General features: G+C 64.0%; 14 protein-coding genes and 2 pseudogenes. 11 read left to right on the forward strand and 5 right to left on the reverse strand.

The window, feature by feature from the left end; all coding sequences use genetic code 11:
* Positions 1-71: 71 nt before the first annotated feature.
* Both TQ38_RS20495 and TQ38_RS20500 read right to left on the reverse strand, forming a co-directional pair.
* Positions 72-1040, reverse strand: a complete 969-nt coding sequence (locus TQ38_RS20495; RefSeq protein WP_043977328.1) for a FecR family protein — start codon at positions 1038-1040, stop codon at positions 72-74.
* A 107-nt stretch (positions 1041-1147) separates the two neighbouring features.
* Positions 1148-1705: a sigma-70 family RNA polymerase sigma factor gene (locus tag TQ38_RS20500; protein ID WP_240198166.1), complete on the reverse strand. Its 558-nt coding sequence runs from the start codon at positions 1703-1705 to the stop codon at positions 1148-1150.
* Between the two features lie 196 nt (positions 1706-1901).
* Here TQ38_RS20500 and TQ38_RS20505 point away from each other — a divergent pair.
* Positions 1902-2173 (forward strand): annotated as a pseudogene (locus TQ38_RS20505) (IS21 family transposase); the annotation flags it as partial.
* Complete coding sequence (istB, locus tag TQ38_RS20510; RefSeq protein ID WP_113942010.1) at positions 2170-2937, forward strand: IS21-like element ISSsp5 family helper ATPase IstB; 768 nt, start codon at positions 2170-2172, stop codon at positions 2935-2937. The pseudogene TQ38_RS20505 and the gene istB, both read left to right, overlap by 4 nt.
* Positions 2938-3244: 307 nt before the next feature.
* Here the strand turns inward: istB and TQ38_RS31020 are convergent.
* The 3 genes and pseudogenes from TQ38_RS31020 to TQ38_RS20525 form a co-directional block, all read right to left on the reverse strand.
* Positions 3245-3404 (reverse strand): annotated as a pseudogene (locus tag TQ38_RS31020) (IS481 family transposase); the annotation flags it as partial.
* Between the two features lie 50 nt (positions 3405-3454).
* On the reverse strand, positions 3455-4585 hold the full coding sequence (locus TQ38_RS20520; protein WP_043977330.1) for a 12-oxophytodienoate reductase: 1131 nt from the start codon (positions 4583-4585) through the stop codon (positions 3455-3457).
* Positions 4582-5388: an SDR family NAD(P)-dependent oxidoreductase gene (locus TQ38_RS20525; protein WP_043977331.1), complete on the reverse strand. Its 807-nt coding sequence runs from the start codon at positions 5386-5388 to the stop codon at positions 4582-4584. The genes TQ38_RS20520 and TQ38_RS20525 overlap by 4 nt, the downstream gene beginning before the upstream one ends.
* Positions 5389-5579: 191 nt before the next feature.
* On the opposite strand from TQ38_RS20525, the gene TQ38_RS20530 reads away from it, so the two are divergent.
* From TQ38_RS20530 to TQ38_RS20570, 9 genes are all read left to right on the forward strand, one after another.
* Positions 5580-6236: a TetR/AcrR family transcriptional regulator gene (locus tag TQ38_RS20530; protein ID WP_052505841.1), complete on the forward strand. Its 657-nt coding sequence runs from the start codon at positions 5580-5582 to the stop codon at positions 6234-6236.
* 357 nt (positions 6237-6593) lie between these two features.
* Positions 6594-8972 (forward strand): TonB-dependent receptor, encoded by a 2379-nt coding sequence (locus TQ38_RS20535; protein ID WP_082057801.1) that lies wholly within the window; start codon positions 6594-6596, stop codon positions 8970-8972.
* A gap of 59 nt (positions 8973-9031) precedes the next feature.
* Complete coding sequence (locus TQ38_RS20540; protein WP_043977333.1) at positions 9032-10525, forward strand: aldehyde dehydrogenase family protein; 1494 nt, start codon at positions 9032-9034, stop codon at positions 10523-10525.
* A 2-nt stretch (positions 10526-10527) separates the two neighbouring features.
* The gene (locus TQ38_RS20545) at positions 10528-12660 is read left to right on the forward strand and encodes a PQQ-dependent dehydrogenase, methanol/ethanol family (protein WP_043977403.1); all 2133 of its coding nucleotides are present in this window, start codon (positions 10528-10530) and stop codon (positions 12658-12660) included.
* A gap of 127 nt (positions 12661-12787) precedes the next feature.
* Positions 12788-14050 carry a cytochrome P450 gene (locus TQ38_RS20550; protein WP_043977335.1) on the forward strand — a complete coding sequence of 421 codons (1263 nt, stop codon included), beginning with the start codon at positions 12788-12790 and terminating at the stop codon, positions 14048-14050.
* Between the two features lie 9 nt (positions 14051-14059).
* A complete protein-coding gene (locus TQ38_RS20555) occupies positions 14060-14899 on the forward strand; it encodes a ThuA domain-containing protein (protein ID WP_043977336.1) in 840 nt (279 codons plus the stop codon).
* 223 nt (positions 14900-15122) lie between these two features.
* Positions 15123-17627 (forward strand): TonB-dependent receptor, encoded by a 2505-nt coding sequence (locus TQ38_RS20560; RefSeq protein WP_043977337.1) that lies wholly within the window; start codon positions 15123-15125, stop codon positions 17625-17627.
* 23 nt (positions 17628-17650) lie between these two features.
* Complete coding sequence (locus tag TQ38_RS20565; RefSeq protein ID WP_162792332.1) at positions 17651-19327, forward strand: AMP-binding protein; 1677 nt, start codon at positions 17651-17653, stop codon at positions 19325-19327.
* Entirely contained in the window at positions 19324-20700 is a 1377-nt protein-coding gene (locus tag TQ38_RS20570; RefSeq protein ID WP_052505842.1) for an MFS transporter, read from the forward strand. Before TQ38_RS20565 ends, TQ38_RS20570 begins: the two co-directional genes overlap by 4 nt.

Here is a 20700-nt window from a genome sequence, read left to right on the forward strand (position 1 = left end):
CATAACCTAGACGTCCGGGCGTCGATCAATTCCGTAAAAAAAATGAAGGCGGCAGAATTTTTTGCGCTGGGTCAGCCGATCGTCACGATCCTCAGCCACGGAGAGATGTGGGAAACGGTTACCTTGTGCGCCTTGGTCAGCGCTTCCAGTGCTAGATCGGGATCGCGCAGATCATAGATTCCGCTTACGCGGCGGCTCGTCAACCCTGGCCCTCCGGTGACGATATACCCCTTGTACCAAGGGCGCAGACGGTCGATCACGTCGCCGATCGGCTGATCGTCGGCGATCGCAACGCCTTCGCGCCAGCTCGCGACCCGGTCCGGGCGGATCGTGCCGCGAAGCGCCGCGCCAGCGCGCAGGGACAGGGACTGGCCAGCTACAAGCTCCGTGCGGCCTGGCTTCGTGGCATCATCGGTCGTCGTGACCGCCACATGGCCGCGCTGAACGGCCACTTGTGTTCCAGCATCGTACCTGCCTACCGAAAAGGTGGTGCCCAGCACGGTGACGGTGCTGGTGCCCGCCGTAACCCGGAATGGCCTGGCCGCGTCATGTGCCACGTCGAACCATGCTTCGCCTTGCAAAAGGGTCAGCGTACGGCCCCCTGGGCGATTTGTGAAAGCGATAGCCGAGTCAGGGGCGAGATGGACGACGCTTCCATCTTCTAGCCTGACCACGCGCAGCTCGGCGGTCGAGGTCATAGCGTCCGATCGAAGCCTGAGAGACAAATCAGGTGCGAAGATCCAGGCGATACACGCGGCAAGCCCGAGCACGGCGAAAGTCCTTGCCCGCGCGAAGTCTCGGTACCAGGCCGGGCGCGCCGTTTGCACGGCCGTGGACATCGGACCGGCGGCCGACAGGAGCCCCGAAACCCGCACGGTCTCCTGCCATGCAGAGCGATGGGAGGGATCGGCGGCGAGCCAATCGCCGAACTGTTCGCGCAGTTCAGCGTCGTCCGGCTCGTCGTCGAGCTGGACAAGCCAAGCGGTAGCCTGGCGGCTGAGATCGCTCTGTCTGCGGTCAACCTCCATCTCTCTGCTCATCCCCGCGCCCCTATCTCGCCGTGCACGCACCCGGCGCGCGCCTTCCAATGCCTTAGGCATTTAACGAATGAAGCGCATGCCATTCCGGGACTTTCTGCAGCATTGATTTAATGTCTCCGCCTGAGCGCCTTTTTACAGAATTCGACGGCCTCGATCACGAGTTCGGACGCGACGCTCTTTGATATCCCGAGTTCCTTGGCGATCTCGACGAGCTTCATGTCCTCGAAGCGGTGCATCTCAAATGCTCGTCGATTCCGGTCAGGCAGTTGCGCCAGCGCCTTGCGCAGCATGGCGAGTTCATCCTTTGCCTCCATGCCGGCCTGCTGCGAAGGCTGGTCACTCGGGACCTGTCCAGCCATCAGGGCAGCGTTGCCCATGAAGATTCGGTTCGCGCGCGCCTGCCGTCGCTGCCGGTCCAGGGCAAGGTTATGGACTATCCTGAAGAGATAGACTTTCGGCTCGTCGAGAACGCGGGTGCCAGCCATCGCGCGGAAGCGCAACCAGGCGTCCTGGACCACGTCTTCCGCTTCGGCGGGATCGCCTGTAATCCTTGTCGCATAACGGACAAGGTCCGCGTGCGCCGCAAGAAATACCTGAAGGGTATCCATTTTAGACACCCGACGCAGGGCCCCCGAACCGTTACAGACTAGTTGGAGGGGTAGCATTTCCCTTCTTGCGATCCAATCGCAAAAAGCGTTGCAAGTGGAGAGAGCCGTGCATTCAAGCCGCCCGAAGGGTCCAGCCAGCGCGGAGGGCAGGACGTTAGCACCGTCCTAGCAGACCATTCGGCACACAGACTTGATCGCTGCCAAGTGCGAGCGCGCTGCGCAATCCGACGGCTCGACTGTGTCCGCGATGTCGAGAATGAACAAGCATGGCAGGCGCGAGTATGTGCAGGTGCTGCGCCTGCTGGAAGCTTCGATATCGCCGATCTCCAGGTGGCGGTGGAACAGGCCATCGACCTGGGCGCCATCAGCTTCGATGCCGTCAAGCACCTGATCCTGTGCCGGGTGGAGCGTGTGCCGCCCAGGCTCGACCTTGAGGTCTATCCCTTCCTGCCCAGGGCCAAGGTCGAAAAGACTTTGGCCAAAGCCTACCTGAGCCTTCTGTCCGACAAGCAGGAAGCGGCATGAGCGGTGAGGCCCCCGAGATCCTGCTCGCCCACCATCTCAAGGCGCTCAAGCTGCCCACCTGCCTTCGTGAGCATCAGAAGCTGGCCCGGCAATGCGCCGCCGAAGGCGTCGACCATATCCGCTTCCTCGCCCGGCTCATCGAGATGGAGATGATCGACAGGGAGCGTCGCATGGTGGAGCGGCGCATCAAGACCGCACGCTTCCCCGCGGTCAAAAGCCTCGACAGCTTCGACTTCACCGCCATCCCCCGACTCAACAAGATGCAGGTGCTCGAGATGGCGCGCTGCGAATGGATCGAGCGCCGCGAGAACGCCATCGCTCTGGGGCCATCGGGCACGGGCAAAACACATGTGGCCCTCGGACTGGGGCTGGCGGCATGCCAGAAAGGGCTGTCCGTCGGCTTCACTACCGCCGCCGCGTTGGTCAGCGAGATGATGGAGGCCCGGGACGAGCGACGCCTCCCGCGCTTCCAGAAACAGATGGTTGGATACAAGCTGCTCATCATCGGCGAACTGGGCTTCGTGCCGCTCTCCAAGACCGGGGCCGAATTGCTGTTCGAGCTGATCTCACAGCGCTATGAACGCGGCTCGACTTTCATCACCAGCAATCTGCCCTTTGACGAATGGACCGAGACCTTCGGATCCGAACGTCTCACCGGCGCGCTCCTCGACCGGCTGACCCATCACGTCAGCATCCTGGAGATGAATGGCGAGAGCTACCGCCTCGCCCATAGCCGCGCCCGAAAGCCCAAAACCAACCCCTGAAAATCAGGCCAACGCCCGGGGAAGTGGCCCTCGGGCTACGCCCTCACGCCACTTCCCCGGGCGGCCGCCACACTGGCCTGGTTTTACTCCGCCCCGTGGCCGACTTTTGCGCCGCCGTTGACAGTATGGATGGTAGCTTTGCCCCAGCCCCTGCCCTCTGGTGTCGACCCTTTGCGGCCGTTCAGCCGCCGATTTCCGCTCCCGCACGAGCAGACCGACGGCTAGCACCTCAATATCAGAAACTTCCAAGCCTAAATGCTAGGTCGAAACTCAACCTTCAATTTCTGACCAGCAACCCTGTCGACGTAAGATGCGGCGGAAAATGGCGCAAAACGAAAGTCAGGTCATCCAGCAGGAACCTGTTACTCGTCGTACATCGCAGGTGATTGCACGCTCCTCCTCGGTGGCATGCCAAAGCAGTCGCTTTGGCCGGCTTGCTCACCACGTTTGCCCCACTTACGGACCGTCTAGTCGCTGATGTCATAGCTTATCCCAATGACGTTCCGCCGCCAGACAGCTAGTCCAGCGTCGCCAGCAGATCGCGGGTAAATGGGCGCAGGCGATGCGTATGGCCCGCCGCCACAAGATTCGCCCAGTCTGGATTGGCGACCATGGCACGCCCCACCGCGATCATGTCAAACTCGCCGCGCTCGACCAACGCGGCCACGTCTTCGACGTCGCGGCTGCGCGAGGCGCTTTCAGCGATCCCGCCGCTATCCTCCGTCTTGTCGTGCTTGAAGTCGTTTTCCAGTGTCACCGACCCCACCGCGATGGTCGGCAGGCCAGTCAGCTTCCTGGCCCAGCCGGCCAGGGTCAGCCGATCGCCGGTAAAGCCACGTTCCCAGAACCGGCGGGTGGAGCAGTGGAAGGCATCCACCCCCGCCGCTGCAATGGGCGCCAGGATAGCCTCCAACTCTTGCGGAGTGTCGGCGAGCCGCGCTTCGTAATCGAAACTCTTCCATTGCGAGAAGCGCAGCACGATCGGGAAATCCGGGCCCGCGGCTGCCCGGCAGGCGCGGATCAGTTCGATGACGAAACGCGTGCGCTCCTTTGCATCGCCGCCGTAGCGATCGGACCGCAGGTTGGTGCGATCCCACAGGAACTGGTCAGGCAGATAGCCGTGCGCGCCGTGAATCTCGATACCGTCGAACCCGGCCATGCGCGCGGCATGAGTGGCGCGGGCGAAGTCGGCGATCGTGTCGGCGATACCGTTTTCGTCCAGCGCGTCGCCGCCGGGCTCTCCCGTCCCGAGCAGGCCGGACGGCCCGACGCGCCGAGGCTTCTGCTTCACGGTCAGCGGGTTAACCTCGGTGGGCGAATCCTGCACACCCACGTGCCACAGCTGCGGCATGATCTTTGCGCCCGCGCCATGCACGGCGGAAACGATGGCGCGGCAGGCTTCGATCGTCTCGCTCTGATATAACAGCGGGATCGGCCCGTCGTGCGCGCCCGCAGCGTTGACCGCCATGCCTTCGGTGATGATCAGCCCGCATCCGCCTTGCGCACGGCGGGCGTAGTACGCTGCCACGTCCGCGCCCGGCACGCCGCCCGGAGAGAACTCGCGCGTCATCGGCGCCATGGCGATGCGGTTGGGTATCGTGGTCCCGCCGATGCGGATGGGCGAGAACAGGACCCCGGCCGCGCTCATGCCGGTTGCTCCGTCGGCATGGTCCGGGTGGGCGGCAGGCGGGTAGTGCCGCCATCCGCAAGCCAGCCGCCATCGGCGATCAGTTCTGTACCGGTAACGAAGCTGGCATCGTCGCTGACGAGGAACGCAACGCAAGCGGCCATTTCCTCAGCCGTGCCCATGCGGCCCACTGGCTGCAGCGCGTCCATGGCCGCGCGCGCGACTTCACGATCGGGCGCCGAGGACAGGCGCCGCTCGTGGATCGGCGTGTCGATAGCTCCGGGGTGCAGGGAATTGCAGCGGATCGAGCGATATTCACTGGCGCAGCGCACCGCAACCGATTTGGTCAGCAACCGCACGCCGCCCTTTGTCGCATTGTATCCGGCCGACTGAGCCAGCCCGACGAAGCCTGCCATCGACGAGATGTTGACGATGGAACCGCTCGCCCCGCCCGGATTGCCGCGCATCGCGCGCACCGCATGCTTGCAGCCCAGCATCGTGCCGGTAAGATTGATGGCGAGGATGTTTTCCCACACGTCCAGGGTTACCTCCTCGATCGGCTGGGTGCTGGTAATCCCGGCATTATTCACGAGAAAGTCGAGGCGCCCGAACCGTTCGAGCGTGGTCGTCACCACGTGCTCCCACAGGGCCTCGTCGCGCACGTCGTGTGGCAGAGACATTGCCGCGCCGTGGGTTTCCGAGGTGAGCGTCACATCGGTCAGCACCACGCTGGCGCCTTCATCAGCCAGGCGCCGGACGCAGGCTGCGCCGATACCCGACGATCCGCCGGTCACGATTCCCACCCGTCCTTCGAGTCTTCCCACGATCCGTTCTCCCGATTGTTCTTGCGGACAGGGTGTATCGGCATCATTATATTAAGGCAATCGCCTGATAATGCAGGCGTGGAATGGAACACGAGACTTGCCTTCCCGCGCGGGTTGATGGCAGCTTTCGACCCACAGACCTGCCGGCGCACGATCGACAGGCAACCCTTGGGAGAGGGATTTGGCGACTCATGACGCTACTGATTGACCCGACCGACCCGCTTGCGGTCTGGAACGATTCGCTGCCGGCCTGGGTGATTCACCGCCCGGAAGCCTCTCGCGTGGAACGCACGTTGAGGCGTCATGACATTGCCGAGGCGGCCATAAAACTGGTGTGCGAAACAGGGCTGGAAGGCCTGACGCTGCGCCGTCTCGCTGCCGCGATGGATTGCAGCACGACCACCATCAATCACCACTTCGCCGATCGCCGCGAGTTGTGGATCGCGGTCTACCGCAAGGTGATCCTGCGAACCCAGGCACGCATCCGCCGCTCCTACGAAGAGACCGGCGGCAGCCCCCTCGCCTGCGCTCTGGCGCAGATGCCGATCGATCAGGAAAGCCGCGAGGACTGGCACATCTACCTTGCACAATACCACCTTGCCTGCACCGACCCGGACGTCGCTCACGAGGAACGCGTGCAGGTGCGCATCGCCTCGCGCGATTTTGCGGAACTGCTGCACAAGGAGCACGGCCTGCCCCGCGAGAAGGCGCGGCGGGCGAGCCGTCAGATCGTCACGCTGCTGGTGGGAATCGCCACGCAAGCGATGTTCGAACCGCGCAGCTGGTCCCCCCGCCGGCAGAAGAAGTTCCTCGAAGACCAGTTTTCGCTTCTGGGCCTGCCGATATAATCGCGCTCTGGCGCTATCGATTACTCAACTTTGGCTTCCGTTCTGGATCACTCGTGCCGGAAAGATACGAAAAAAACAGCCGTTTTTGAATTTTTCTATAATACAAACACGATTTAATCGTATCAGTTAAAATTCAGTTAGCATATTCAGTCTCATGATACGCACTCTCCATTCGCTGACGTAAAATTCAATAATGAGTTATCTCTTTCCTGTATTTCCGTTTCCAAATTCACCGTTGCCCGCCCGTTCTTCCTCCCTCTACCCTCACCCCGCTGCGGCACCTCAATCAGGGTCGCGGTGGTGACAGATGGCGAAGTCCATCGCGCCGGTTGGGCATGAGGAAACCGGGGAGGCCGAATGGCTATGAAACAGGAATGGAATCTGGGGTGCGCCCTTGCACTGGTGCTGGGCACCGGCACTTTGATGCCGACGCAGGTAGAAGCGCAGGATACGGCCAAGGCAACCACGAACGAAGGCGACATCATCGTCACCGCCCGCCGCCGCGAGGAGACGATGATGGACGTGCCGGTGGCGATTACCGCCATCAGCGCCGACCAGCTTGAGCGGACCGGCTCCACCGACCTCCAGAAGATCGGTCAGATGATGCCGCAGGTCATCCTCGCCAAGTCCGGCGGGGGCGGCGCAGGTGCCAGCTTCACCATTCGCGGCCTTGGCTCCTCGGCGCTCGACGCCGGTATCGACCAGACCGTTTCTCTTAACATCGATGGCCTCCAGATCAGTCGCGGCCGCCTCGTCGCGCAGAGCTTCTTCGACGTCCAGCAGGTCGAAGTCCTGAAAGGGCCCCAAGCGCTGTTCTTCGGCAAAAACAGCCCAGGCGGCGTCGTCTCGCTGCGCACCAAGGGAGCGACGGATACCCTCGAAGGCTACATTCGCGGAGGCTACGAATTCCGGGCCCGCGAGCGTATCGTCGAAGGTGCGATCTCCGGCCCGATCACCGACACGCTGGGCTTTCGCGTAGCGGCACGCGGCAGCAAGATGGACGGCTACATCAAGAACGTGGCCGGCCCGGTGACCGTGCCCAGCGCTCCCGGTTTTCCGGGCGTCGGCGCCGCGCATGGCCGTGATCCGGGGACGAAGGAAATCCTCGGCCGCCTGACGCTGGAATGGAAACCAACCAGCAATTTCGATGCGACTTTCAAGCTTTTCGGCGATCGCCTGCGCGACAACGGCGAGACGGCGGGCACGGAACTCAAGTGCGCGGGCAATTCGCGCACATTCGACATTCTGAGCGGGACGTATGTCAACGATCCCTATGGCGACTGCAAGCTGAACGGCAAGCGTTCACTGGGTGCGTTCAATCCTGCGCTTGCCGCGAACTATCCCAAGTCGAACGGCGGCGTGCCGATCACCAAGTATGAATCGGTGCTCACATCGCTGACGATGAACTATCGCACCGATACGTTGGCCTTCACGTCAGTGACGGGTTTCTGGCGCTACACCAACGACGGGTTCGACAACTTCTCGTTCGATGCGACGCCGATCGTCGCGGGCGCCAACAAGGATGCGTCCCAGGCGTTCACCCAGGAACTTCGCGTCAATTCGAACCTCGGCGGGTCGCTGGATTTCGCGGCGGGGGTCTACTTTGAAAGCTCCAAGCGAGACACGCGCGGCAACGGCTTCGTCGCCAATGTCGGCCCTGACCCGCGCAACGGTCAATACAACAACTGGCAGTTCCTGACTTCCAACTCGGGCAAGACCTACTCGGCCTTCGGCCAACTGATCTGGAAGGTGGTCGACACCGTCGAACTAGCAGGCGGCGCGCGCTGGACGCGTGAGACGAAGAAGACGCGGCAAGGTAACAGCTTCGTCAACCAGAACTTCGCGCCGCTGGGCATCACGGCGGACGAGGGCGTGTTCACCGAAGGGCGTTTTTCGGACGAACAGATCTCGCCTGAAGCTACGATCACATGGCGCCCCACCCAGAACACCACGCTCTACGGCGCCTACAAGACCGGCTACAAGTCGGGCGGCTTCTCCAACCCGTCGATCCTGTCCGCCGGGCAGACCGTGGCCGACCTCGGGTTTGCTCCGGAAAAGGCGAATGGCGGCGAAATCGGCTTCAAGAGTGAACTGATGGGCCGCCGCCTGCACTTCAACCTGACCGGGTATCGTTACACCTTCAAGGGGTTGCAGCTGACCTCGTTCAACCCTTCGCCGCCTTCGTTCACGATCCGCAATGCGGCATCGGCGCGCACCACCGGTGTCGAGGCCGACGCATCGTTCACGGCGACGGACGGCCTGACCCTGCGCGGCGCGGTCGGCTACAACAAGGCCGAATACCTGAACTTCGATGCCGCCCCGTGCTACGCCGGGCAGACTGCGGCGCAAGGCTGCAGCGGCACAACCCAGGATCTGTCGGGCACCCGCCTGGTGCGCGCGCCGGCCTGGAACGTGACGGGCGGCGTGGTCTACGACACCCCGGTGGGAGGCGGGCTTGCCATCGGCGTCAATGCCGATGCGCGCTACACCAGCGGGTACTGGCTGCTCGAAAACCAGAACCCTGTCGGCTATCAGAAGGGCTTCGCCACGCTCAACGCGGGCGCGCGCCTTCATGCCGAGGACGATGCTTGGGAACTGGCCCTCATCGGCCGCAACCTGACCGACAAGTACTACGGCGTCGCCGGCGCTGAAAAACCGTTCGGCACCCCCGACGCGGTGTGGGTCAACATCGGGCGCCCGCGCGAAGTGCTGCTGCAGGGAACCTTCCGCTTCTGACCTCCCCCCAAGGCCCTGCCGCGCCAGACGCGGCAGGGCCGACATCAAGGAAAACCGCCATGGCCCTTCACGATCCGAACGAAACTGTCCTTGCTCACGTCGGCGGCAAGCACCAGCTGTTCATCGACAACGAATGGCACGATGCCTTGTCTGGCAAGACCTTCGAAGTGCGCAACCCCGCGACCGGCCAGGTCGTCGCTCATGTGGCGGAGGGCGACGCGCGCGATATCGACCGCGCGGTGCAGGCCGCCCGCCGCGCGTTCGATGAACGGCGCTGGCAGGGCCTTGCGCCTGAAAAGCGCGCCGACGTGATGTGGAAGCTTGCCGAACTGTTCGAGCGCGACGCGCGCACGATCGCCGAGATCGAAGTGATCGACAACGGCATGCCCATCGCCTTTGCCGAATGGATGGTGGGCAGCGTGGTGCAGGGCCTGAAGTATTACGCAGGGATGGTCACCAAGCTGCATGGCCGCAACGTCTCACCCGCGCTGGCAAGTGATTCCCTGAAGATGCACGCCTATACCAGCGTCGAGCCGGTGGGCGTGGTCGGCACGATCATCCCGTGGAACGGCCCGATCGGGGTGATGATGATCAAGCTGGCGCCTGCCTTGGCGGCCGGCTGTTCGGTGGTCGTCAAGCCCGCAGAACTGACTCCGCTCTCGGCGCTCTACGCCGCCAACCTGATGGTCGAAGCGGGCATTCCCGCAGGCGTCGTCAACATTGTGCCGGGCTTTGGCGCCACGGCCGGCCAGGCGCTGGTGGACCACCCGCAGGTGGACAAGATCAGCTTCACCGGCTCCACCGCCACCGGTAAGAAAATCGTCCAGTCCGCCGCCGAGACGCTCAAGCGCGTCACGCTGGAACTGGGGGGCAAGTCGCCGGTGATCGTGTTCGACGATGCCGATCCCGAAGTGACCATCCCCGGCGCCGCGATGGGCATCTTCGCCAATACCGGCCAGGTCTGCTTCGCCGGATCGCGCCTGTTCGTGCAGAAGAAGTCGTTCGACAAGGTGGTCGCCGGCATCACTGACTTCGCCAAAGGTCTCAAGATCGGCCACGGCTTCGACCCCGACAACGCGATCGGCCCGCTGATTTCCGAAGGCCAACGCGACAAGGTAGCCCGCTATCTGGAAACCGGCGTGTCGGAAGGGGCGGAAGTCGTGACCGGCGGCAGCGCGGTGGGTAACCAAGGGTACTACATCGAGCCGACGGTGTTCGCCAACGTCAACAAGGACATGCGCATCGTGCGCGAGGAAATCTTCGGTCCCGTTCTCGTCGCGACACCGGTGGATGACATCGACGACCTCGTGCAGGCCGCGAACGACACCCGCTACGGGCTTGGCGCCGGAATCTACACGTCCGACGTCAACAAGGCGCACCTCACCGCCGCGCGGCTCCAGGCGGGCAACGTGTGGATCAACGGCTACGGCATGATGCACCCGGCGATGCCGTTCGGAGGCTACAAGGAATCGGGCTGGGGCCGCGAGAACGCCGAGGACGGCATCCGCGCCTATCAGGAAACCAAGTCCGTCTTCGTCTATCTCAAGGGTTGAACGTGACTAGCGGGATCGCAGCATCGCGCCGCAACGTCGGCGCAACCCTTTCGTGCACGCTCGCGCTTGGCTTGGCTCTGGCCGGGTGCCGGGCCGAGCGCACTGATGTAAACAAGAGCGACGCCCGGCTGCTGTCGGCAACCAAGGACGCCGACAACTGGTTGAGCCACGGGCGCACTTATGACGAAACGCGCTTTTCCCCCCTCACCCAGATCAACGGCGGGAATGCCGGGCAGCTGGGCCTTGCCTGGTATGCCGATCTGGACACGTTCCGGGGGCAGGAAGGTACGCCGCTGGTGGTCGACGGGGTGATGTATGCCACCACCGCGTGGAGCAAGGTCGTCGCGCTCGATGCGGCAACCGGCAAGCGATTGTGGGAATTCGATCCCAAGGTGCCGGGCGACAGCGCGGTTCACGCCTGCTGCGACGTCGTCAACCGGGGCGCGGCCTATAGCGATGGGCGGCTATTCTTCGGCACCGTGGACGGACGGCTGATCGCGCTCAACGCCAGGACCGGTAAGCAGATCTGGCGGGTCCAGACCACCGATCCCAAGCAACCGATGGCGATCTCGGGCGCGCCGCGCGTGGCGCGGGGCAAGGTGTTCATTGGCTTCGGCGGCGCCGACCAGGGTATGCGCGGCTATGTCTCTGCCTACGACGAGAAGACCGGGCGGCTTGCCTGGCGCTTCTACACCGTCCCCGGCAAGCCCGGCGAAAAGGACGGTGCGGCATCCGACGATGTGCTCGAACGCATGGCCGGGCCGACCTGGGCGGGCGAGTGGTGGAAGATCGGCGGCGGCGGCACCGTGTGGGATTCGATCGTCTACGATGCAGCGATGAACCGGCTCTACATCGGTGTCGGCAACGGCGGCCCGTGGAACCGGGGCATCCGTTCCGCCGGCAAGGGCGACAACCTTTTCATCGGTTCGATCGTCGCGCTCGATCCCGATACCGGCAAATACCTGTGGCATTATCAGGAGACGCCGGGCGATCAGTGGGATTTCACCTCGACCCAGCAGATGACGCTGGCCGACCTCACCATCGGCGGACGCAGCCGCAAGGTCATCCTCCACGCGCCCAAGAACGGCTTCTTCTACGTCATCGACCGCGAGACCGGAAAGCCGCTCTCGGCCGACAAGTATGTGCCGGTGAACTGGGCGGACCGCGTCGACATCAAGACCGGGCGGCCGGTCATCAACCCGCAGGCCCGTTACGACAAGTCGGGCAACTTCATCGCCACCTCGGGGCCGTGGGGCGCGCATAACTGGCACCCGATGGCGTTTTCACCGCAGACCGGGCTCGTCTACATCCCGGCGCAGCAAATCCCCGCGGTCTACACGCCCGACGGCGCATTCAAATACCGCCCCGGCCTGCTCAACATGGGCCTTGCCGAGCCGGGCAAGTTGCCCAAGGACAAGGCGGCGATCGAAGCGATGCTGCAGTCGTTCGAAGGGCGTCTGATCGCGTGGGACCCGGTGGCGCGCAAGGAAGTGTGGCGCGCGCCCTACAAGGGGCCGTGGAACGGCGGCGTGCTGGCGACTGGCGGCGACCTGGTGTTCCAGGGCGACGCCGAAGGCACGTTCCACAGCTACGATGCGCGCAGCGGCCAACAACGCTGGCAGTTCGATGCGCAGGAACCGATCATGGCAGGCCCGGTATCCTACGGGGTCAACGGCACGCAGTACGTCGCGGTGATGGCGGGCAAGGGCGGCGCCTACAACCTGGCAATGCCTAGCTACGCCGCCCCCCAGGCGCGTTTGCCGGGGCGCATCCTGGCCTTCAAACTGGGCGGCACCGCAAAGCTGCCTCCGCGCGAGAAGGCGCCGCCGGCGCCCTATGCACCTTCGGCCGAAAAATTCTCCGCGCAGCAGGTCGCGCAAGGGTCGCACCTGTTCTCCGCGACCTGCGCGGTTTGCCACGGTTCCGAAGGGCTGTCCTCCGGGGTGCTCCCGGACCTGCGCCGCTCGGGCGCGATAGGCGATGCCGGGGTGTTCCGGCAGGTCGTGATCGACGGCGTGCTCGCCGATCAGGGCATGGTGTCGTTTCGTAAGTACCTGAATCCGCAGGATGCCGAAGCGATCCGCGCCTACATCAATGCGCGCGCCAGTGAGGCCAAGGCCAAAGGCGAGCCATGATCAGGAGCTTGCCTGTCTTTTCCAGCCGGAAAATCCACCGACCTGTCACAATCGCTAGATTTGCGCTTCATTTCTAAGGCGGTTGAGTTAATAATCCCGCCAAAGACATATGGGAGATGGACAAGCAATGGCCGACGTCGACGCCAGGGAAAAGCTAGAGGGCTTCAGCCTTCTCGATCCGATGACTCAGAGCGACCCCTTCGCCATGTACGAGGCGATGCAGGACGCGCCCGGCATCTATCGGATGCCCGAAACAGGATTCTATATCGTCTCACGCTATGCCGACCTGCGCGCAGTGCTGACCGACCCGGTGACGTTTTCGAACAAGGTGGACCGGGCATCGCTACAAGGGCCGGAGAACGCGGCCAAACTGCGCGAATACATGGAGGCGAAGGGCTGGCCGCATATCGCCACGCTCCAGCGCACCGATGCGCCCGACCACGCCCGCTATCGCCGCCTAGTCGACCGCGTGTTCACGGTCGGCCGGGTGCGCGAGATGACCCCGCATATCGAGGAGGTCGCCCACGCCCTGATCGACGGTTTCATCGATCGCGGGGAGTGCGAGTTCATCAGCGAATATGCGATGCTGCTGCCCGGCACGATCCTGGCTGAGGAAATGGGCCTGCCGGCAGGGCAGGTCGCCACGTTCAAGAAGTGGGCGGATTCGATGCTCGCGCCTGCGTCCTACGTCATGGACGAGGAAGCGCTGCTGCGTAATGCCGACATCGAACTGGAAGCGCAGCATCATCTTGGCCGCCTGTTCGACGAACGCCGCGCCAACCCGACCGGCGACTGGATTTCCGCCCTCGTCACCGCGCAGCGCGATGGCGAGGACCCGCTGACGATGGCGGAACTGCAAAGCGTGATGAGCCAGCTGATCGGCGGCGGCTTCGAATCGACGATGACGTCGATCGGCCATGCACTGATGCAATTGCTCAACCACCCGGACCAGATGGCCAAGCTGCGCGAGGAGCCCAAGCGGATGAAGGGCTTCGTCGAGGAAGTCATCCGCTTTGAAAGCCCGACCCAGGGCCTGCGCCGGCGCACCACCCGCGACGTGGAACTGAGCGGCACGCTCATCCCGGAAGGTTCGGTGGTGATCGTGCGGTATGGCGCGGCCAACCGCGATGCGGCGAAGTTTGCCTGCCCGCACATGTTCGACATGGAGCGCGGCAATGCCGGAACTCACCTCGCCTTCGGTGCTGGAACCCATTTCTGCGTCGGCGCGGTGCTGGCGCGGCAGGAAATCGCCATCGGCACCCAGGCGATCCTGGACCGGCTGGAGGATATCCAGCTTGCCCGCCCGCTCGTCGAGCCGATCCACCGGGCGAACTTCCTGACCCTTCCCTTGCGCGAACTGCCGATCCGCTTCCGAGCCAAAGCGCGCTGAGTCCCCAGCATGATCGACAAGAAAGACCGCATCGAGCTTTTCGTCGTAACCAAAGGCCACGCCTTTTCGCGCGACGGATTGGAAGCCATGCTGCGCGCGGCGGGCAGTGAACCGACCATGGTGGATCAACCCGCTGCCGCCGTCCTGCTCAATCCCGAACAGATGCGCCGCTACGACGCGATCCTGTTCTACGATATGCCGGGCCTCGATTTTCGCGCGCCCATTGCCGCACGTCCCGGTTTTGTCGAGCCTACGGAAGAGTTCAGGGCCGGCTTCGAAGCCTTGATGGCCGAGGGCAAGGGCATGGTCATGCTGCACCATGCAGCCGCAGGATGGCCCGCCTGGCCGCGATATGCCGAGGCAATCGGCGGGCAGTTCCTGTATCGCGATGCCGTCATCGCCGGGGAGGCCCGGCCGGACTCGGGCTATCTGGGCGACGTCGCCTATACCGCGCGTGTTGCCGATACGCCGCATCCGGTCACGCAGGGGTTGCCGCCGCGCTTTGCGCTGACCGACGAACTCTACCTGCAGCAAGTGTTCGACGATCCGTCCATCCAACCACTGCTCTATCTGGACGATGCGATCGACCCCGCGCAATTCCAGTCGGCCCGGCGCGCGGTGCAGAGGCTGGCGGATGGCGAAGGTTCCGCGTGGATACCCGAGGCGCTCAATCCGCTGCTCGCTTGGTGCAAGCCCGCCGGCAACAGCCCGCTGGTCTATATCCAGCCAGGCGACAGCCCGGCCACCTATGCGGACCCCACCTATCGTCAACTCGTAGGCAACGCCTTGCGGTGGGTAGCATCGGACGACGCCCGCGAGTGGGCGCGTTCCGCGCGCGAAGTCGAATAAGCGATTCGCTTACTTTCAAGCACTGATAGTGCCTGACACACCTCAGGCCGATGTGCCATTACGACCGGATTCTGGGGATCTTCCTGCCAATCGCAGCAAAATTATAAAAGTCACTTGCCTTAGAATATCTGCAGGATAATACCGTTATCTCGGGCCGAAAGCGGCACGAGCTAAAGAAAGCGTCCAGCATAAGGGCGCTGATTGGTGGAGAGGATTACAAGCCATGCCGATCGGCAAAACCGATAACCGTCGTTCGCGGATTCGCCGCGCGCTCCTCGTGACCGGAAGCATTCTGCTGCCCGCAATGTGGCCAAGCGCCGCTGCGCATGCGCAGGAAACGCCCGCTCCGCAGCAGCCCCCACAGGCAAGGGAAGCGGCCCCCACCGGCAACGACATCATTGTTACCGCCCGCCGCCGCGCGGAATCCGCGCAGGACGTTCCGGTCGCTGTGACCGTCATCTCGGGCGAAGACATTGCCCGCCGCGACCTTACCAGCCTGGAGCGCATTGCCGCCGCGACGCCGCAGTTGGTCATCGGCCGCAACGTCTCAGGTTCAGGCGCGCAGCTTAGCTTGCGCGGGATAGGCTCGAACTCGCTGTCGATCGGCATCGAACAGTCCGTCGCGGTGATCGTCGACGGCGTCTATTATGGCCAGGGCCGCACCATCAACGAAGGCTTCTTCGACCTCGCCTCGATGGAAATCCTCAAGGGCCCGCAGTCGCTGTTCTTCGGCAAGAACGCCACCGCCGGCGTGATCTCGATCACTACCGCGAACCCGACCGACCACCTGACCGCGCAGATCCGGACCGGCTACGAATTCAACGCGCGCAAGGTCTATGGCGAAGGCTTCGTCTCGGGTCCGATCGGCGATACCGCCGGCTTCCGCGTCGCCGTTCGCGGGTCGAAGGACTACGGCTCGCTGTTCACCAACCGCGCCGGTGACGTGACGTACAACACCCGCAACACGCCGACCGCCGCCACCGTCGCACCCAATACCCCTCACATCGCGCCTGCCAGCAAGTCCGGCCCGCGCGAGCGAGATTTCCTGGTCCGGGGCACTTTGCGCTGGGAACCGGTCGACGACCTGACTGCCACGGTGAAGGCCAATTACGGCTACAATCGCACGGCAGGCGGCGCATGGAACTACAACGTCTTCGCCTGCGACGGCGGCACCAGCACGACCATGCCGGGAACGGCCTGCGAGCCGGGCTTCCACAACTACATGAACGATCTGCCCGCCGACATCGCCGACGAGACGGTGATGGCTGCCGACCAGAACTTCAACAAGTACACCTCGTGGGGTGTCACCGGGAACATCGACTACCAGTTGGGCAACGTCGCGCTCACGTCGATCACCAACTACAATCAGAACCGCAACCACTGGGTGGCGGACATCGATTACCAGTCGTCGCCCACGGTCAACATCTGGGGCGCCGAAATCAGCAAGTGGAAGGCGTTCAGCCAGGAACTGCGCGCGCTGACCGAATTCGATGGTCCGGTAAACTTTATGGTCGGCGGCTACTACCAGAACACCAAGCGCAACTTCGACCAGGTGGTAATCAACGCCAACGCGGAAAACAGCGCGGCACCGGAAGGCTATCGCTACGTCCAGTACGCCAAAGAATCGACCACCAAGGGCGAAACCCTGTCGGGCTACGGGCAGTTGATCTGGAAGGTCGTGCCTTCGGTCGAGCTGACCGGCGGCGTGCGCTACATCCATGAAACCAAGGACAGCGACTTCTTCCAGCCTTACGCGAACCCGCGCTTCGCCGGGATCAACTATAATGTGACGGACCGGGTGACGGCGAACCAGACCTTCACCAACTGGTCGCCCGAAGCCACCGTCGCATGGAAGGTGTCACCCGACGTCAACGTCTACGGCGCATACAAGACCGCCTACAAGTCGGGCGGCTTCTCCAATAGCTCTATCCTGACGCCGCTGACCGCACCGGACTTCTTCACTTTCGCCCCCGAAAAGGGCCGCGGCTTCGAAGCAGGTGTGAAGACGATGCTGCTGGAACGCCAGCTCCGCCTGAACCTGAGCGTGTACAGCTACAAGTACACCGACCTCCAGATCACCTATCTCGATTCTCGCGCGCTCAGCTACAACTCGGTCAACGCCGGCTCGGCGCGGACGCGCGGCGCCGAGGTGGAGTTCGACTTCCAGCCCCGCGCTCTGCAGGGCTTCGGGCTGAACGGCTCACTGAACTACAGCAAGGCGAACTACGGTGACACCATCGCACCGTGCTATGGCGGCCAGTCGCTTGCCAACGGCTGTGTTCCCGGCCTGCTGGTGCCGCCCTCGGGCGCCAGTGCCGGAACGCCGGGCCAGAATCTGGACGGCGTGCCGACCTTCACCGCACCGCGCTGGACCGCTACCCTGGGCGTCAAGTACGATACCGAGGTCACCGGCGGCTTCACCGCCGGGTTCGGCATCGATAGCCGTTACAGTTCCAGCTACCTGACGTCCGCCTTCGGTTCGCCGCTGTCGCGTCAGAGCTCCTACGTGAACCTCGATGCGCAGATCCACGTCCGCAGCAGCGACGAGCGCTGGGAACTGGCTCTGCTCGCCAAGAACCTGACCAACAAGTTCGTCGTCACCGGCGTCACCGACGCCTCCGGCACGGGCAGCGGCACGGGCACCAACGTCAATCGCATTGCCGATCAGGCAGGCTTTGGCGCCATGCCGCGCACCGTGGCCTTGCAGCTGACCTGGCGTATGCCCTGAACCGGACAAGAATGGAGACCACCTTGGCCAACACCGCCCTTCTCGAACCTCATGGCAACGCTGCCCCCCACCCGATGACGGTGGGGGGCACGCTCCACTCGGCAGCGGAGCGCTTCGCCGACCGGCCCGCGCTGGTCTACGATGGGCGGGAGGCGACTTATGCCGAGCTGTTCGAGCAGGTAATCGAGCGCGCGCGCGGCCTGATCGGCCTCGGCGTCAAGGCGGGCGATCACGTGGGCATCCTGGCACCCAACTGCTGGGATTACGTGATCCTCTATTATGCGATCGATCTGGTCGGTGCCTGCGCGGTTCTGCTGAATGCGCGGTACCGACCAGACGATCTGTCCTACGTGATTCCCAAGTCGCGCATCGACTTGCTGCTGGTCGGCGGTCATGCTCACGACTTCTGCGACTATCGCCCGATGCTGACAGAAGTCTTCCCCGAACTCGCTGGCTGGACCGGGGGTGAACTCAAGGTGGCAGCGGCCCCGGCGCTGCGCATGATCGTCGAAGTAGGTGACGATCGCCCCGGCCCCTGGCCCACGATCTCCGTGCTCGAGGAAGCTGCCGCCACGGTGGAGCGTCAGGCCGTGCTGGACCGCGCCGCCGCCGTGCGCCCCGAGGACATCGGCCTCATCATCTTCTCGTCGGGCACCACCTCGCGGCCCAAGGCCTGCATGCTCACACACCTCTCGCTCTCGCGCATGGGCAAGGCGATGGCGAGCAGCTTCCGCCTGACCGAGGAAGATCGGGTGTGGGACCCGCTCCCGCTGTTCCACATGTCCACCATTCTGCCGATGGCCGGCTGCCGCGCGACAGGCGCCTGCTTCGTCGGCATGAGCCACTTTTCCGCAGATGCGGCGATGGAACTGCTGATAGAGCGCAAGCCCACCGTGCATTATGCCGGGTTCCCGACGATCATCTCCGCACTTGTCACCCATCCTGATTTCGCGCGCTACGACCAGTCGGCGCTGCGTATCAATCACGTCGTCGGCCCGGTAGACCTGATGCGCCGCTACGGCGCGCTGTTTCCCGGCGCCAAGTACGTCAACAGCTACGGCCTCACAGAGGCCACCGGCGTCCCGTGCTACAGCAACATCGACGATCCCGACGATGTCCTGTTCGCCACCTCCGGCCCGATCTGCGAAGGCATGGACGTAGCCATCTTCGATGAGGACGGCGTGCAGGTGCCCGATGGCACTCCGGGCGAAATCCGCGTGCGCGGCTTCGGTGTGTTCGCCGGCTATTTCGACGACGATGCCGCCACCGCCGCCGCCGTCGATGGCGACGGCTGGCTGCACACCGGCGACCTGGGCCGCATCGGCCCGATGAACCGGCTCGTCTACGAGGGGCGCCTCAAGGACATGCTCAAGATCGGCGGCGAGAATGTCGCGGCGGTGGAACTGGAAAGCTTCCTCGCCACGCACCCCGCCATCCGCATGGCGCAGGTCGTGGGCGTGCCCGACGAGCGGCTGATGGAAGTCGCCGCTGCATTCATCGAGCTGAACCCCGGCGCCTCGCTTGAGGCACAGGACGTCGTCGCCCATTGCGCGGGCCGCATCGCCAGTTACAAGATTCCGCGCTACGTGCGCTTCGTGGAAAGCTGGCCGATGAGCGCCACCAAGGTCCAGAAGTTCGAACTGCTGCGCGGCTTCAAGGCCGATGGCAAGATCGATCCTTCCGCAAAGCCGCGCGCATGACTGCCATCGCCCCCGTCGGTGACGAAATGCTGGAACCGGCTGCGAATGGCACCCCGGTGCCGGAAGCGGAAGAAGGCGGTTCGCTCGCGGGCTGGTATCTGATCATTGTCCTGACGCTGGCCTATACCTGCAGCTTCATCGACCGGCAGGTGCTCAACCTTCTGGTCGGGCCGATCAAGGCCGAGTTCGGTCTCGACGACACTCGCCTCAGCCTGCTTCAGGGGCTGGCGTTCACGTCTGCCTACATCGTCCTCAGCCCGATCTTCGGGCGCGTGGCCGACACCGGCAGCCGCAAGGGCGTGCTGGTGTTCGGCATCATGCTGTGGAGCATAGGCACCAGCTGCTGCGGGCTGGCGCGCAGCTACTGGCAGCTGTTCGCCGCCCGCTTCGGCGTCGGTGGGGCCGAGGCCTGCCTGACGCCCGCCGCCTGGTCGATCATCGCCGACGCCTTCCCGACCCGGCTGATCCCGCGCGCGTTCAGCGTCTACATGATGGGGCCGTACCTCGGCGGCGGTCTTGCCCTGATCTTCGGCGGCCTGCTGCTCGACGGCGCGGCGACATGGGACTTGTCCGATTATCCGCTGCTCGCCTCGCTCAAGCCCTGGCAGATGGTGTTCTTCCTCGCTGGCGCGCCCGGCATCCTGATCGCTTTGCTACTGCTGTTCGTGAAGGAACCAGCCCGCCGCGCGGCCAAGGCCAACGAAGCCGCGCGCAATATGTCGGGTGCCGAAATCTGGGAAACGTTCCGCAAGTACAAAGGTTTTTACGGCAACTTCTACCTGGGCATGCCGCTGTTCATCATCACGCTCTATGCCTTCCCCGCGTGGATGCCCACCGTGCTGATCCGCAAGTTCGGCGCCTCCGCCGGGCAGGTCGGCGTTCAGTACGGCATTGCAGTGCTGGTCACCGGATCGCTCAGCGTGCTGGTCAGCCCCTGGGTCGCCCGCGCGATAGAGCGCTTTGGCGGGCGGCGCGACAACCTCCTGATCGTCGCGCTTGCCTGCTCGGTGGTGCTGGTGCTGCTCAGCCTGGGCTTGATGTTCGCAGACACCTACTGGAGCGCCTTCGCCGTCGCCACGGCCGCCAGCGTTGCCTACAGCCTGCCGCAGGCGCTGTCCTCCTCGGCGCTGCAGATGGTGACGCCCAACCGCATGCGCGGCGTCGCCTCCTCGGTCTATGTGTTCGTGGTCAGCGTGGCGGGCCTCGCGCTGGCGCCGACATTCGTCGCGCTCATCACCGACCACGTCTTCGCCGATGAGGGCCGGGTCGGGGATTCATTGGCCATCACCTGCGCCCTCGCGGCGGCGGGCAGCGCTTTTTTCATCGCGCGCGCCCTGCCCACCTATCGCCGCATGCTTGAAGAGCAGGCGTGA

Origin of the sequence: Novosphingobium sp. P6W (assembly GCF_000876675.2) — a bacterium.
Lineage (GTDB): Bacteria > Pseudomonadota > Alphaproteobacteria > Sphingomonadales > Sphingomonadaceae > Novosphingobium.